The following is a 14,238-nucleotide window of genomic DNA, read 5'->3' on the forward strand; positions in this document are numbered from 1 at the left end:
TTACCTGTGGCATCGCCCCGGATCTCTGCTCTGTCGTGTGCCGTGGCCGCTGCCCGGAACATCCTTGTTTGCTGGCCGGAGTTTCGCATTTGCCCGACCTTCCGTCAACTTGGGGGGCAGGGCACCGTACGCACCTACGACCTTCGCCGACCTTGACCACGCGGGTCTGCCATGCAGTTCTTCCCCAAGCAGGAGGCTGACCATGACCACACCCAAGACGATCGACGATGTGCAGACCATGCTTGCGGGGCAGAATTATGTCGCCGGCAGGGCGCTTGCGACGGTCGTTTTCCTTGCCCTGCGTCTTGGCAAGCCGCTGTTCCTGGAGGGAGAGCCGGGCACCGGCAAGACCGAGATCGCCAAGGCCATCGCCGCCGCCCTGGGCCGCCGCCTGATCAGGCTGCAATGTTACGAGGGGCTCGATGCCTCCTCGGCCGTCTACGAATGGAACTTCCCGGCGCAGATGGTCGCGATCCGCACAGCCGAAGCCGCAGGTGGCGCCGACCGCGATGCCCTGCAGGCAGAACTCTTCAGCCCCGACTACCTGACCGAACGCCCCCTCCTGCAGGCCATGCGCCCGCAGCCCGAAGGCCCGCCGGTCCTGCTGATCGACGAGCTTGACCGTACCGATGAACCCTTCGAAGCCTTCCTGCTCGAGGCGCTGTCGGATTTTCAGGTCACCATCCCCGAGCTGGGCACGATCCGCGCGCCCGAGCCGCCCATTGTCATCGTCACCTCGAACCGCACCCGCGAAGTCCACGACGCCTTGAAACGCCGTTGCCTCTATCACTGGGTCGACTATCCCGACTTCGCCCGCGAGATGGAGATCCTGACCGCCCGCGCGCCCGAGGCCTCCGAGGCGCTGAGCCGCGAAATCGTCGCCTTCGTCCAGCGCCTGCGGACCGAGGACATCTTCAAGAAACCGGGCGTCGCGGAAACCATCGACTGGGCGAAATGCCTGCTGGCGCTCGATGTGATCGAACTGTCGCCCCAGACCATCGCCGACACTCTTGGCGCGATCCTGAAATACCAGGACGACATCGCCAGGCTCGAAGGCTCCGAGGCCAAGCGCCTGCTGGACGAGGCCCGCGCCACCCTGGCGCCCGCCCAATAAGGTCCGGTCCCCTGCTTCCTCTGGTTCATATATCCTCGGGGGTGGCCGTCCCATGCCCCGCATGGGGCGGCAGGGGGCAGACAGCCCCCTTGCGCGACGGGGCCCGCCATGGCTGAGCTTCCCGACCTGGACCTGCCGGACAACCCGCGCCTGGCCGACAACATCACCCATTTCGCCCGCGCCCTGCGCAAGGCGGGCCTGCCGATCGGTCCCGGCCGCACGCTTGACGCCATCCGTGCGGTCGAGGCCGTGGGCTTCACCGACAAGCGCGATTTCTACTGGACGCTGCACGCCTGCTTTGTCACCCGGCCGCAGCATCGCCAGATCTTTGCACAGCTCTTCCGGCTGTATTGGCGCGACCCGCGCTACATGGAACACATGATGGCGATGATGCTGCCCGCCATCCGCGGCGTGCAGGAAGACCGCGTGGCGGAGGCCGCCGAAAAGCGCGCCGCCGAGGCGCTGCTGGACGGGGCCGAGGCGCCCGATCTGCCAGAGCAGGAAGAAAGCGGCGAGGAAACGCAGATCGAGATCGACGCCGCGCTGACCATGTCAGAAGAAGAACGCCTGCGGACGCTCGATTTCGAACAGATGTCGACCGAAGAAGTCGCCCGCGCGAAGCGGATGCTGGCACAGCTGTCCCTGCCCGTGAAACCCATGCCGACCCGCCGCCGCAAGGTCGCGCCGCATGGGGCGCGGATCGACGCGGCGAAAACCCTGCGCATGGCCATGCGCCATGGCGGAGAGATCCGCGATCTTGCCCGCGTCACCCCACGCACCCGCTGGCCCGCGCTTGTCACGCTTTGCGATATTTCGGGCTCGATGTCGCAGTACAGCCGCATGGTGCTGCATTTCCTGCACGCCGTGGCCAACGAAAAGGGCGCGGGCTGGGCCAGGGTGCATGCCTTCACCTTCGGCACGCGCCTGACCAATATCACCCGCCACCTGGCCAACCGCGATGTCGACCAGGCGCTGGCCGCAGCCGGCGCCGAAGCGCAGGACTGGGAAGGCGGCACCCGGATCGGCGCCTGCCTGCACGATTTCAACCGCGACTGGTCGCGCCGTGTCATGGGGCAGGGGGCGGTTGTGTTGCTGATCACCGACGGCCTTGACCGGGGCGAACCTGCCGCGCTGGCGCATGAAATGCAGCGCTTGCACCTGTCCGCGCGGCGTCTGATCTGGCTGAATCCGCTGCTCAGGTGGGACGGCTTTGCCCCGAAGGCGCGCGGAATCGCGGCAATGCTGCCCCATGTCGACAGTTTCCGCGCCGGCCATTCGATCGCGTCGATCGAAGATCTGGCCGATGCGCTGTCGAGGCCCGAGGACCAGGGCGAGAAAGCCCGCCTGATGGCCATGCTAAACCGCTGAAAACGCGTCTGCTATCCGATAACATCGAACTTTTATTGCCTGTCCGGCGTTGGCTCTCCAAATCCCGCTTGAATGCGGGTCAGAAAGGACGAGACCATGACCAACACGTTTCTCAAATCTACCACGGCGATCGTGCTGAGCCTCAGCCTCGCGTTGCCGACAGTGACAATGGCCCAGACCGCCGCCGAACTGGAGGCCGCGCTGGACGTCGATACCACGGGTATGACCGAAGCCGAGCTTGAGGTGCTGCGCGAGCAATACGCCCAGCAACAGGCCCAGGCCGCGACCGAAGCTGCCGAGGAAGCCCCGGCAGAGGAAGAGAGCCTGCTGGACCGCGCCGTCGGGGCCGCCACCGACGCGATCGACAACCTGACCGGTGACGGCGAAGCCGCTGCCGAAGCCGAAGCCCCGGCCGTCGAAGCGCCCGCCGCCGAGGCTCAGGCCGAAGCCGGTGCCGCGACCGATACGCCGGTGACGACGACCGAAACCACGACTGAAACCCAGGTCGAGGCGACTGCCGCCCCGACCGAGGAACAGCCGACCGAGGCCGCCGAAGCCCCGGCAGAGGACGCGCAGCCCGAGGCGGTCGAGACGACAGAAGCCCCGGTCGAAGCTGCGCCTGCCGAAGAACCCGCGACCGAAAGCGCAGAAGCGCCGGCCGACGAACCCGTCACCCAAGAGCCCGTGACGGAATCGACCGAGACGCAGGTTGAAACCACCGAGGCACCCGCCACCGCAGAAGCCCCCGCTGCCGAAGCCTCTACCGATGCTGACGCAACGGTGACGGCTGAAACCGAGGCCACCGGCACCGAAAAGCTGCAGGCCGAGGTCGACGACCTGAAGTCCAAGCTTGATGCTCTGACCAACGAAAGCGCCGAGGAACAGGCAGCCCGCCAGGCGGCCTCCGAAGCTGCGGCTGCCGAAGCGCAGACGACGTCGATGGCGGCCACGGCTGACGCCGACGCCGACGCAGAGGTTGTCGAACAGACGGTGACCGAGGAAACTTCGCGCTCCTCGTCCGAGGAATTCGCGACCAGCGCCGCTTCGACCACCGCCGCTCCGGCCGCCAATACGGCTGCGCCGAAGTCCAGCGGTCTGGACGAACTGGGCCGCGTTGCCCTCTTCGGTCTGGGCGCGCTCGCCGTGGGTCAGATCCTGAAGAACGGCTCCGAGGTGGTGTCGAACTCGGGCGACCGCGTGGTCGTTCAGCAGTCCGACGGCAGCTACAAGGTGTTGAAGAACGATGATGTTCTGATGTTCCAGCCGGGCACTGACGTGAAGACCTATGCCTTTGACGACGGCTCGACCCGCACGGTTGCCACCCGCAACGACGGCACGCAGATCGAAACGATCCGCGCCGCCGACGGCACGGTCCTGCGCCGCACCCGCGTGCTGACCGATGGCACCCGTGTTGTTCTCTTTGACGACACGCAGGTCGCGCAGCAGGTCGAGGTCAACAAGCTTCCGCAGGTGACCAAGACGCGCAATTCGATCAACATCCAGCAGGCGCAGGAAGACGAACTGCGCGCGGCGCTTGCCGCCAAGCTGCCGCAGGAGGTCGACCGCCGCTTCTCGCTGAGCCAGGTGCGTAACATCACCGCCGTGCGTGGACTGGTGCCGGAGATCGACGTGGACAACATCACCTTCGAGACCGGGTCGTCCACCATTCGCCCGGCCGAGGCCGAGGAACTGGCCCAGCTGGGTACGCTGATGCGTCAGCGCATCGCCGAAAACCCCGGTGAGGTCTTCCTGATCGAAGGTCACACCGATGCCGTCGGTTCGGCCAGCTACAACCTGGCGCTCTCGGACCGTCGCGCGGAATCGGTGGCCCTTGCCCTGACCGAATACTTCGAGGTCCCGCCGGAAAACATGGTGGTGCAGGGCTATGGCGAATCGGATCTCAAGGTCCGCACCGCGATGGCTGAACGCGAAAATCGCCGTGCCGCCGTGCGCCGCATCACCCCGCTTCTGACGGGCAACTGATCGGCACCACGCTGCGCGTGAATAAAGGGCCGGGCAGGGTAAACCTGTCCGGCCTCATTGCGGCCCCGATTGGGGATAAGGTGCCTCGAATCTGGTGAAGCAGGGGCCGTGCCGAACATTTACATCAAAGAATAAAGAACTCCTTGATCCCGATCATGTGATCGCCCCGAACCGGCCAAATGATGCCAATGTCGCCCTTGGGGCCGCGCGGATTATCTGCAAGGATCGCCGCGACGAGAGGGAGATTTCCGATGGATCGCATACCCGAACAGGCGCTTGAATGGCATCGTGCTGGCAAGGGCGCCGCCTTGGCCACGGTGGTCGAAACCTGGGGCAGCGCGCCGCGCCGCGTGGGCGCGATGCTGGCCGTGTCGGGTGACGGTGATCTTGCCGGGTCGGTGTCCGGCGGCTGCGTCGAGGGCGCGGTGGTGACCGAAGCCTTCGACGCGCTTGAAACGGGAAAAAGCACCGTGCTGACCTATGGCGTATCCGACGACGACGCTTTCGCCGTCGGTCTGGCCTGTGGCGGCACCATCCGTATCCTGCTGCAACCCGTTGGTTTCGAGCATGGAATCGAGGTGCCGACGCTAGAGGCGCTGTGCGATGCGCGCGCGGCCCGCACCCCGGTGGCCCACGTGGTGAACACCGCCGACTGGTCGGCCCGCACCGCCGACGCCGACGCCTTCCCCGACCGCTTCCGCGCCGACCGGTCCGGTTTCGAAGAGGACGGCATGACCTTCGTGGCCATCCACAACCCGCCGCTGCGCATGACCATCGTCGGCGCGGTGCACATTGCCCAGGCGCTGGTGCCCATGGCGCGGATCGCGGGCTACGATCCGCTGATCATCGACCCGCGCCCCGCCTTCGCCGCCGAAAGCCGGTTTCCGGGTGAAGAGATCATCGACGACTATCCCGACGCGGCCCTCGCGCAGCGTCCGCTCGATACCCGCACGGCCCTGGTCCTGCTGACCCACGACCCCAAGATCGACGATCCGGCGCTGGAGCTGGGCCTGCGATCGGGCGCCTTCTACATCGGGGCACTTGGGTCGACCCGGACCCATGCGAAACGGGTGGAGCGACTGACATCAAAGGGATTTACCCAAGCAGAGATCGCCCGGATCCACGCCCCCGTCGGTCTTGATATCGGATCCGCCGGTCCGGCCGAAATCGCCATCTCGGTCATCGCCGAGGTGACGAAGGTCCTGCGCAAGGGCAGCTAGGATGCGCTTCGGTCCGGTCCCCCTGGGCGACGCTACCGGCGCCATCCTGGCCCATTCCGTCAGCCTGCCGTCGGGGCGGCTGCGCAAGGGACAGGCCCTGAGTGCCACGCATCTGTCCGAAATGGCCGCGCAGGGCATCGAAGAGGTCATCTGCGCCCGCCTCGACCCCGGGGACGTGGGCGAAGACGCCGCCGCCGCCCGCTTTGCCGCGGCCATGGTGCCCGACCCTGAGGCTGCGAACCTGCGCCTGACCAAGCCCTTTACCGGCCGCGTCAACCTGATCGCGACCGGCCCCGGCGTGGTCCGGCTGGATCCGGCGGTGTTCCACGCGCTGAACCTGATCGATCCGATGCTGACGGTCGCGACCGTGCCCGACATGCAGCAGATGGCCAAGGGCGGCATGGTCGCGACGATCAAGGTCATCTCCTACGCCGTGCCAGAGGCCACCGTGGCCGAGGCCGAGCGCCTGCTGAAGGTCGGCCCCGTGGTCGGCCCCGTGATCCGGGTGGTGCCGCCGCGTCTCAAGACCGCGCGCCTGATCGTGACGGAAATCCCCGGCGGGGCAGGGGAAAAAGGCGTCAGGGCGATCGAGGACCGGCTGACCGCGCTTGGCATGACGCTGGCGCAGATTACGACCGTCCCGCATCGTCAGGCGGATATCCGGACGGCCCTGCAGGCGTCGGACGACAGCGAGCTGACGCTGATCCTGACCGGCTCGGCCACCTCGGATCCGCATGACGTGGCGCCGCAGGCGCTGCGCGATGCCGGCGGGCGGGTCGAGCGGTTCGGGATGCCCGTAGATCCCGGCAACCTGCTGTTTTTGGGGGATCTTCATGGCCGTCCCGTGATCGGCCTGCCGGGGTGCGCGCGGTCCCCGGCGCTGAACGGGGCTGACTGGGTGCTGTCGCGCGTGGCCTGCGGAATAGCCGTCACCGCGACGGATGTTGCCAGGATGGGTGTCGGTGGCCTGCTGAAGGAAATCCCGACGCGGCCGCAGCCTCGGGCAGGGCGCAAGCCAACCACCTGATGTCATGGCGAGAAACGAAAAGCGGCCCCGCAGGGCCGCAATCGTTCAGAAATGGAGAGGGGTCTATTTCACCGGACCGATCATCATGACCATCTGGCGGCCTTCCATCTTCGGCATGTTCTCGATCTTGCCGATTTCCTTGACGTCTTCCGCAACACGTTCCAGCAGTTCGCGGCCCAGGTTCTGGTGCGCCATCTCGCGCCCCCGGAACCGCAGGGTGACCTTCACCTTGTCGCCGTTTTCCAGAAACTTGAAGACGTTGCGCATCTTGACGTCATAGTCATGCGTGTCGGTGTTGGGGCGGAATTTCACCTCCTTCACCTCGATGACCTTCTGGTTCTTGCGCGCTTCGGCTTCGCGTTTCTGCGTCTCGTACTTGAACTTGCCGAAGTCCATGATCTTGCAGACCGGCGGAGTCGCGTTCGGAGAGATTTCAACAAGGTCCAGATCGGCCTGCTCGGCCAGCTCAACCCCCCGTTCGGGCGTCACAACGCCAAGGTTTTCACCTTCAGCGCCGATAAGACGGATTTCAGGGCATTTGATGCGATCGTTTACGCGGGGGCCGGTGTCACGGGTCGGCGGCGCGTTATGAGGTCTGCGAGCTATTTTTCTGGTCCTTTTGTGGCCTGAGGTTCGTGAGCGCGTAAACTAGTCCTGCAAGGGCTTCCTTTCAAGCGGCAAATCAGCGATTCCTCCGCCAGACCCCAATCCGGGACGCCAGGACGGCGCGACGGCACAACCGTGAGGATACAAGAACAATGGTAAAGATTCTGGGATTGATCGCCAGCCTGATCGTGATCGTCGGCGCGGTCTACTATATCGGCGGTACCCCGGCGCCCGAACCCGAGGTCGCGGCGACCGAGACTGCCCCGATCACCGCACCGGAAGCCCTGGCTGAGACGGAAGAGGCCCCTGTCGAAGAGCCTGTCGAAACGGTCAGCGAGGCCGCCGCCGAAACCGCCACCGCTGCGGCCGTCGCCGCCGAAACCGCAGCTGACGCCGCCAACGCCGCGGCTGAAACCGCCGCCGAAGCCGCCGGAGAGGCCGCCACACAGCTGGCCGAAAGCTCTGACACGGCGTCTGACGCGGCCGCCAATGCCGCGAATGCCGCCGCCGAAAGCGCCGCCGCTGCCGCCGACGCGACCGTCGCCGCAACCGAAACCGCCGTCGCCGATGTGACCGAGGCCGCATCGCAAGCGGCTGAAGAGGCGGCGGAAACCGGTGCCGACGCGGCCGAGGCTGCCGCCGACACTGCCGCCGCCGTGGCCGGGGCTGCCGCCGACGTCGCCTCCACGGCCGTGGACGCGGCCGACGACGCAGCGGCATCCGTCGCCGTGGCCGCCGCCGAAGCGGCTGCCGAAACCGCCAAGGCCGCGCGCGAGGCATCGGCCGAGACGCCCGACGACATCACCGCACTGGTCGAAAAGACCGGCCTGACGATCGGGGAACTGGGCGAGGCGCTGACCGTCGACGGGTTCGACATGGGCAAGGTCGGTCAGATCATCGACGCCTCGGATCTTGGCACCATGCAGAAATCGCTTCTCAAGACCGGGATCGAGAAGGTTCAGGACAGCCCTGACAAGCTTTCCGAAATCCTGACGCAGGTGCGGCAGCTTCTGGGGATCGACGCGTAACCCGCTGATCCCGTGAAACAACCACTGCGGCGCTTACAAGGGTAGCGCCGTGGTGGACTTGATTTCCTCCATCGACAACAGCGCCGTGACGTTGTGGATCTTCACCTCGGAAATCAGCGCCTGGTAGAAGGCGTCATAGGCCTTCGCATTGGGCACCCGGACCTTCAGGATATAGTCGATGTCACCCGCCAGACGGTGCGCCTCCTGCACCTCGGCGCGTTCGCGCAACGCCTTGAGGAAGGCCTTCTGCCACGCCGCATCATGTTCGGACGTACGGATCAGCACGAAGAAGCAGGCCTCGAATCCAAGGGCGTCGGCGTCCAGGATCGCGACCTCCCGGGTGATCAGCCCACGCTCGCGCATTTTGCGGATTCGGTTCCAGACCGGGGTCTTCGAAGACCCCACGGAACGCGCGATATCCTCGATCGAGGGGCTTGTATCCTTCTGCAGCTGCAAAAGGATTTTCCTGTCCAACTCGTCCAGCCGGTCTGCCATTCCGATTTTTCCTTCATTCGCAGGACGCCTGTCCGGATCGCTCCATGGCGGGGAACCTCGTCCTTATTTGGGCCGCATACTGGCGACAATACGGGAATATTTCCTATTCTCATAAGGTGTCAATCACGACCGAAAGGGCCAGCCCGATGCAGCATTTCCCGATCTTCCTCGCGATGGCGGACGCCCGTGTCCTGCTGTCGGGCGGGGGTGCCGCCGCACTTGCAAAGCTGCGTCTGCTGATGAAGACCCCCGCCCGGATCGAGGTCTTCGCCCGCGACGCCGCGCCCGAGATCGTGACATGGGCCCGCCAGGGGCGCCTGCGCCACCACGCCCGCGATCTTCAACGCGGCGACCTGAACGGCGCGACGCTGCTGTATGCTGCGGATGAGGACGACGCGCTGGACACCCGGACCATCGCCTTCGGTCGTGGGGCAGGGGTTCTGACCAACGTGGTCGACAACCTGCAGGCCTCTGACTTCATCACGCCCGCCATGGTCGACCGCGCCCCCGTGACCGTCGCCATCGGCACCGAGGGCACGGCGCCCGTTCTGGCCCGCAAGATCAAGGCCGCGCTGGAAGAACAGCTGCCTGTCGCCACCGGCGCGCTGGCCGCCGCCGCCGCCGCCTTCCGGGACCGGGCCGAGGTTCTGCCCCACGGTGAGGCGCGCCGCCGCTTCTGGGCCGACTGGTTCGATGCCACCGGCCCCGAGGCGCAAGCTGCGGGCCACGATCTGGACGTCGCCCTGTCGGCGCTGCTGACAACCCATCAGGCCGGGCAGGCGCGTGCCCCGCGTGTCACCCTGGCCTGGACCGGATCCGACGATCCCGACCTGTTGGTCATGAAAACACGCCGGGCGCTCGACGAAGCCGACGTGGTCGTGCATGACGCGGCCATCGCGCCGGAAATCCTTGAACTCGCCCGTCGCGAGGCCGATTTCCTGACGCTGCACGACACCGCCACCGTTCCGCCGCTGCCGCAGCTTCTGGCGCAGCAGGCGAAGGGCGGGCGGCACGTCCTATACCTCGCCTGCAGTCCGGTTTCGGACAGCCTGGCGGCCGCCACCCGCGCCGCAGGCACGCAGGTCACCATGATCCCCGGCCTTCCCGCCGCCCCCGCATTTCAAAGACAGGAACAGGCCTGATGCCCCGCGCTTTCACACCCAAAGTCGTCACCGCGAACGCCCTTCTTGAAGGCGACGTGGTCTACCTGACCGAAGACAACCGCTGGACCCGCGACCTGGCCGAGGCCGAGCTGCTGACCGATGAGGCCGTGGCCGAGGAACGCCTGCTGGACGCCTCGCGCCGCCAGTCGGAAATCGTCGGCGCCTATCTGGCCGACATGTCCGCAGGCACCAATGGCCCGGCGCCCACGCACTTCCGCGAGGATTTCCGCCGCACCGGCCCCTCGAATTATCACCACGGCAAGCAGGCGGACGCGCTGTCCGAAGGCTGATCCCGGACCCCGCCGCACCCAGACCAAACGACCCACCAGACCCCAGACGACCCCGCGCCGGGGCACGGAAGGACCCGCACCATGTATCGCTATAACGACTTCGACACCGCCTTCCTGGCCGAGCGTAACGCCCAGTTCCGCGCCCAGGTCGAACGCCGCATCGACGGCTCGCTGACCGAAGACGAATTCCGCCCGCTGCGCCTGATGAACGGCCTTTACCTGCAGCTGCACGCCTACATGCTGCGCGTCGCCATCCCCTATGGCACCCTGCGCTCGGCCCAGATGCGGCAGCTGGCGATGATCGCCGACAAGTGGGACAAAGGTTACGGCCATTTCACCACCAGGCAAAATATCCAGTACAACTGGCCGAAATTGCCTGATGTTCCGGATATCCTCGACGCCCTGGGCGAGGTGCAGCTGCACGCCATCCAGACCTCGGGCAACACGATCCGCAACGTGACCGCCGATCATTTCGCAGGTGCCGCGGCAGACGAGATCGCCGACCCGCGCCCCGTGGCCGAACTTCTGCGCCAGTGGTCCACGGACCACCCCGAATTCCAGTTCCTGCCGCGCAAGTTCAAGTTCGCCGTGACCGGGTCGCCGAACGACCGCGCCGTCACCCGCGCCCACGACATCGGCGTCCGGATGATCCGCAACGACAAGGGCGATCCGGGCTACGAAGTGCTGGTCGGCGGGGGTCTGGGCCGGACCCCGATGATCGGCAAGGTGATCCGCGATTTCCTGCCGCCCGAGGACCTGCTGCCCTACATGGAGGCGATCGTCAGCACCTACAACACGCTCGGCCGCCGCGACAACAAGTACAAGGCGCGCATCAAGATCACCGTGCACGAAAACGGGCTCGACACCTTCCGCGACAAGGTCGAGGCGCGCTTCGCCGAGGTCAAGCCGCACTTTTCCGGCGTCGACCAGGAGATCCTGCGCGAGATCGAGGCGCATTTCGCCCCGCCCGCCTTCCGCAACGCCCCGACCGAAGCCTATGAGGCCGAACGCGACGCCAACCCCGCCTTCCGGGCCTGGGCCGACACGAACCTGTCGGACCATCGCGCCGAAGGCTATGCCATCGTGACGGTTTCGCTGAAGAAACATGGGGATACCCCGGGCGATGCGACCTCGGACCAGATGCGCGTTCTGGCCGATATCGCCGAACGTTACGCCCATGACGAACTGCGCATCAGCCACGAACAGAACGTGATCCTGCCGCATGTCCACGTCTCGGACCTGCCCGCGATCTACGCCGCCCTGCGCGGGGCTGATCTGGCGACCGCCAACGTCGGCCTGATCTCGGACATCATCGCCTGCCCGGGCATGGACTATTGCGCCCTGGCGACCGCCCGGTCGATCCCGGTTGCGCAAGAGATCGCGACGCGCTTCGAAGAGCTGAAGCTGGAACACGATGTCGGTCCGCTCAAGCTGAAGATCTCGGGCTGCATCAACGCCTGCGGGCATCACCACGTCGGCCACATCGGCATCCTCGGGCTTGATCGGGCAGGGGTCGAGAACTACCAGATCACCCTTGGCGGCGACGGCACCGAAGAGGCCGCGATCGGCCAGCGGACCGGCCCGGGCTTTGCCTATGACGAGATCACGGATGCCATCGAACGCATCGTGCGCGCCTATCTCGAACATCGCGAGGGGCCGGACGAGACGTTCCTGATGGCTTACCGCCGCCTTGGGCTCGACCCGTTCAAGGCCGCGCTTTACGACGATGCGAAAGGCAAAGCCCATGCCGCCTGAAGCCGCAATGGATTTCAGCGCGCCCGTGCTGCCGGAACAGGCGGAACGGGTCGCGGCGCTGAACGACCGATATCGACATCACGGTGCCACGGCGGTGCTGGAGGGCGCCCTGCGCGACCCCGAAGCCGGGCGTATCGCGCTGGTGTCGTCGTTCGGGGCCGAATCCGTGGTGCTGCTGCACCTGGTCGCGATGGTCGATCCGTCCACGCCGGTGCTGTTCATCGACACCCAGATGCTGTTCCAGGAAACGCTGGATTATCAGCATGAACTGGCGGAACGCCTGCACCTGAGAGATCTGCGGGTCGTGCGGGCCAACCCCTTGGAGTTGGCCAAGGAAGATCCGGATGACACGCTGCACCAGTTCAACACGGACGCCTGCTGCGACCTGCGCAAGACCCGGCCGCTGCAAAAGGCGCTGGACCAGTTCGACGGCTGGATCACGGGGCGCAAACGCTTTCAAAGCTCCACCCGGTCGGCGCTGGAATTCTTCGAAGCTGACGGACCGCACCGGATCAAGGTGAACCCGCTGGCCCACTGGATGCCCGACGACGTGCGCGCCTACATGGAGGAAAACCGCCTGCCCAAGCATCCGCTGGTGGCGCGCGGCTATCCCTCGATCGGCTGTGCGCCCTGCACCTCTCCGGTGGCCCCGGGCGAAGATCCGCGGGCCGGCCGCTGGCGCGGCGAAGACAAGAACGAATGCGGCATTCACTTCGTGAATGGCAAAATGGTGAGAGGAGGCGGCGCATGACCGTCATAGTGACTGACAAAGGGTTTACGCGCGTGGCGCAAGACCAGAGCGACACCGCGCAGGTGCTTGATCTTGCGTCCGATGTGGATCCGGAAACCGTGGATTTCGCGGGCGCCGCACTGATCCGGGTAGAGTTTCCAAGCTTTGCCGACGGGCGCGGGTTCACCATTGCCAACGTACTGCGCCGCCGGGGGTTTTCGGGGCATCTGCGCGCCTCGGGCCATGTGATCGCGGATCAGTATGCCATGGCCCGCCGCTCCGGCTTTGATGACGTCGAAATCTCGGACGATCTGGCTGCGCGCCAGCCCGAGGACCAATGGCTGGCCCGTGCCAACTGGCAGGCCCATGACTATCAGTCGCGGCTCCGCGCGGGCTGAGGCTCTTTCACTTCTTCGACCGAAACGCTAGAGGGGGCTGCGACAGCCCATGGATGACATGACCGAGGCACTTTTGACCGATACCGCAAAACCCAAGGTTCCGACCCTGCCTGACGCGCAGAAAGTGACCTTCGTAAAGCACTGGACCGACAAACTTTTCTCGTTCCGCTGCACACGTCCGGCGTCGCTTCGGTTCCGGTCGGGCGAATTCGTCATGATCGGCCTGATGGGCGACAACGGCCGACCGCTGTTGCGCGCCTATTCCATTGCCTCGCCGTCGTGGGACGAAGAGCTTGAGTTCTATTCGATCAAGGTCCAGGACGGGCCTCTGACCTCGCGCCTGCAACACCTTGAAGTTGGCGATGAAATCATCCTCCGGCCCAAGCCCGTGGGCACGCTGGTCCATGACGCCCTGCTTCCCGGCAAGCGCATCTGGTTCTTCGCCACCGGCACAGGTTTCGCGCCCTTCGCCTCGCTTCTGCGCGACCCGCAGACGTACGAGGACTATGAAGAAGTCATCATCACCCACACATGCCGCGAAGTCGGAGAGCTGACCTACGGCGCGGAACTGATCGACAGCATCCGCAACGACGAAATGCTCAAGGAGCTGATCGGAGAGGAAAATCTCTCCAAGCTGCGGTATTACCCGACGACCACCCGCGAAGAGAGCCCCAAGATGGGTCGCATCACCGACCTGATGCGGTCGGGCGAGGTTTTTGCCGATCTGGGCATCGACCCGATCGCGCCGGAAACGGACCGGGCGATGGTCTGCGGCAACCTGGCCTTCAACCTTGAGATCAAGGAACTTCTGGAAGGTTTCGGTCTGAACGAAGGCGCGAATTCCGATCCCAAGGAATACGTGGTCGAAAAAGCCTTCGTCGACTGACGGTTACAGAATCGCGCATTGCTTAGGGCCCTTCGGGGCCCTTTTTCACGCCCGCTGTCAGGGCAACTGACGTGATGCCTCGCGAGTGGTAAGCCATTGGCAACTATAGTTTAGACAACGTTGATGCACGTCAGGGAACACATGAACGGCGTCAGGACTTTGGTCATCTTGGTTG

General features: G+C 65.5%; 14 protein-coding genes. 12 read left to right on the forward strand and 2 right to left on the reverse strand.

The features are described 5' to 3' along the window. The first annotated feature begins 202 nt into the window (after positions 1 to 202). From E4S58_RS04115 to E4S58_RS04135, 5 genes are all read left to right on the forward strand, one after another. A complete protein-coding gene (locus E4S58_RS04115; protein WP_136635027.1) occupies positions 203 to 1,114 on the forward strand; it encodes an AAA family ATPase in 912 nt (303 codons plus the stop codon). Between the two features lie 108 nt (positions 1,115 to 1,222). Beyond that, positions 1,223 to 2,482, forward strand: coding sequence for a vWA domain-containing protein (locus E4S58_RS04120; RefSeq protein ID WP_136635028.1), 1,260 nt, complete (start codon positions 1,223 to 1,225; stop codon positions 2,480 to 2,482). Between the two features lie 96 nt (positions 2,483 to 2,578). Next, positions 2,579 to 4,465, forward strand: coding sequence for an OmpA family protein (locus tag E4S58_RS04125; protein ID WP_136635029.1), 1,887 nt, complete (start codon positions 2,579 to 2,581; stop codon positions 4,463 to 4,465). A gap of 251 nt (positions 4,466 to 4,716) precedes the next feature. Further along, the gene (locus E4S58_RS04130) at positions 4,717 to 5,685 is read left to right on the forward strand and encodes an XdhC family protein (protein WP_136635030.1); all 969 of its coding nucleotides are present in this window, start codon (positions 4,717 to 4,719) and stop codon (positions 5,683 to 5,685) included. 1 nt (position 5,686) lies between these two features. Then, positions 5,687 to 6,712: a molybdopterin-binding protein gene (locus E4S58_RS04135; RefSeq protein WP_136635031.1), complete on the forward strand. Its 1,026-nt coding sequence runs from the start codon at positions 5,687 to 5,689 to the stop codon at positions 6,710 to 6,712. A gap of 63 nt (positions 6,713 to 6,775) precedes the next feature. On the opposite strand, the gene infC is transcribed toward E4S58_RS04135, so the two are convergent. After that, the gene (infC, locus tag E4S58_RS04140; protein WP_136635032.1) at positions 6,776 to 7,318 is read right to left on the reverse strand and encodes a translation initiation factor IF-3; all 543 of its coding nucleotides are present in this window, start codon (positions 7,316 to 7,318) and stop codon (positions 6,776 to 6,778) included. 152 nt (positions 7,319 to 7,470) lie between these two features. Between infC and E4S58_RS04145 the strand changes: the two genes are divergently transcribed. Then, entirely contained in the window at positions 7,471 to 8,346 is an 876-nt protein-coding gene (locus E4S58_RS04145; RefSeq protein ID WP_136635033.1) for a translation initiation factor 3, read from the forward strand. Positions 8,347 to 8,379: 33 nt separating this feature from the next. On the opposite strand, the gene E4S58_RS04150 is transcribed toward E4S58_RS04145, so the two are convergent. Then, positions 8,380 to 8,841, reverse strand: coding sequence for an Lrp/AsnC family transcriptional regulator (locus E4S58_RS04150; RefSeq protein ID WP_136635034.1), 462 nt, complete (start codon positions 8,839 to 8,841; stop codon positions 8,380 to 8,382). Between the two features lie 146 nt (positions 8,842 to 8,987). Here E4S58_RS04150 and E4S58_RS04155 point away from each other — a divergent pair, with 146 nt between their 5' ends. The 6 genes from E4S58_RS04155 (at position 8,988) to E4S58_RS04180 (ending at position 14,063) form a co-directional block, all read left to right on the forward strand. After that, positions 8,988 to 9,983, forward strand: a complete 996-nt coding sequence (locus E4S58_RS04155) for an NAD(P)-dependent oxidoreductase (protein ID WP_136635828.1) — start codon at positions 8,988 to 8,990, stop codon at positions 9,981 to 9,983. Then, positions 9,983 to 10,294, forward strand: a complete 312-nt coding sequence (locus tag E4S58_RS04160; RefSeq protein WP_136635035.1) for a DUF2849 domain-containing protein — start codon at positions 9,983 to 9,985, stop codon at positions 10,292 to 10,294. The genes E4S58_RS04155 and E4S58_RS04160 overlap by 1 nt, the downstream gene beginning before the upstream one ends. 81 nt (positions 10,295 to 10,375) lie before the next feature. Beyond that, positions 10,376 to 12,049 (forward strand): nitrite/sulfite reductase, encoded by a 1,674-nt coding sequence (locus E4S58_RS04165; protein WP_136635036.1) that lies wholly within the window; start codon positions 10,376 to 10,378, stop codon positions 12,047 to 12,049. Continuing rightward, the gene (locus E4S58_RS04170; RefSeq protein WP_136635037.1) at positions 12,039 to 12,800 is read left to right on the forward strand and encodes a phosphoadenylyl-sulfate reductase; all 762 of its coding nucleotides are present in this window, start codon (positions 12,039 to 12,041) and stop codon (positions 12,798 to 12,800) included. The genes E4S58_RS04165 and E4S58_RS04170 overlap by 11 nt, the downstream gene beginning before the upstream one ends. Next, positions 12,797 to 13,177, forward strand: coding sequence for a DUF934 domain-containing protein (locus E4S58_RS04175; protein ID WP_136635038.1), 381 nt, complete (start codon positions 12,797 to 12,799; stop codon positions 13,175 to 13,177). The genes E4S58_RS04170 and E4S58_RS04175 overlap by 4 nt, the downstream gene beginning before the upstream one ends. A gap of 49 nt (positions 13,178 to 13,226) precedes the next feature. Beyond that, on the forward strand, positions 13,227 to 14,063 hold the full coding sequence (locus E4S58_RS04180; RefSeq protein ID WP_276605900.1) for a ferredoxin--NADP reductase: 837 nt from the start codon (positions 13,227 to 13,229) through the stop codon (positions 14,061 to 14,063). Positions 14,064 to 14,238 lie beyond the last annotated feature (175 nt).

Source organism: Pseudooceanicola onchidii, assembly GCF_004959925.1.
GTDB lineage: Bacteria > Pseudomonadota > Alphaproteobacteria > Rhodobacterales > Rhodobacteraceae > Pseudooceanicola > Pseudooceanicola onchidii.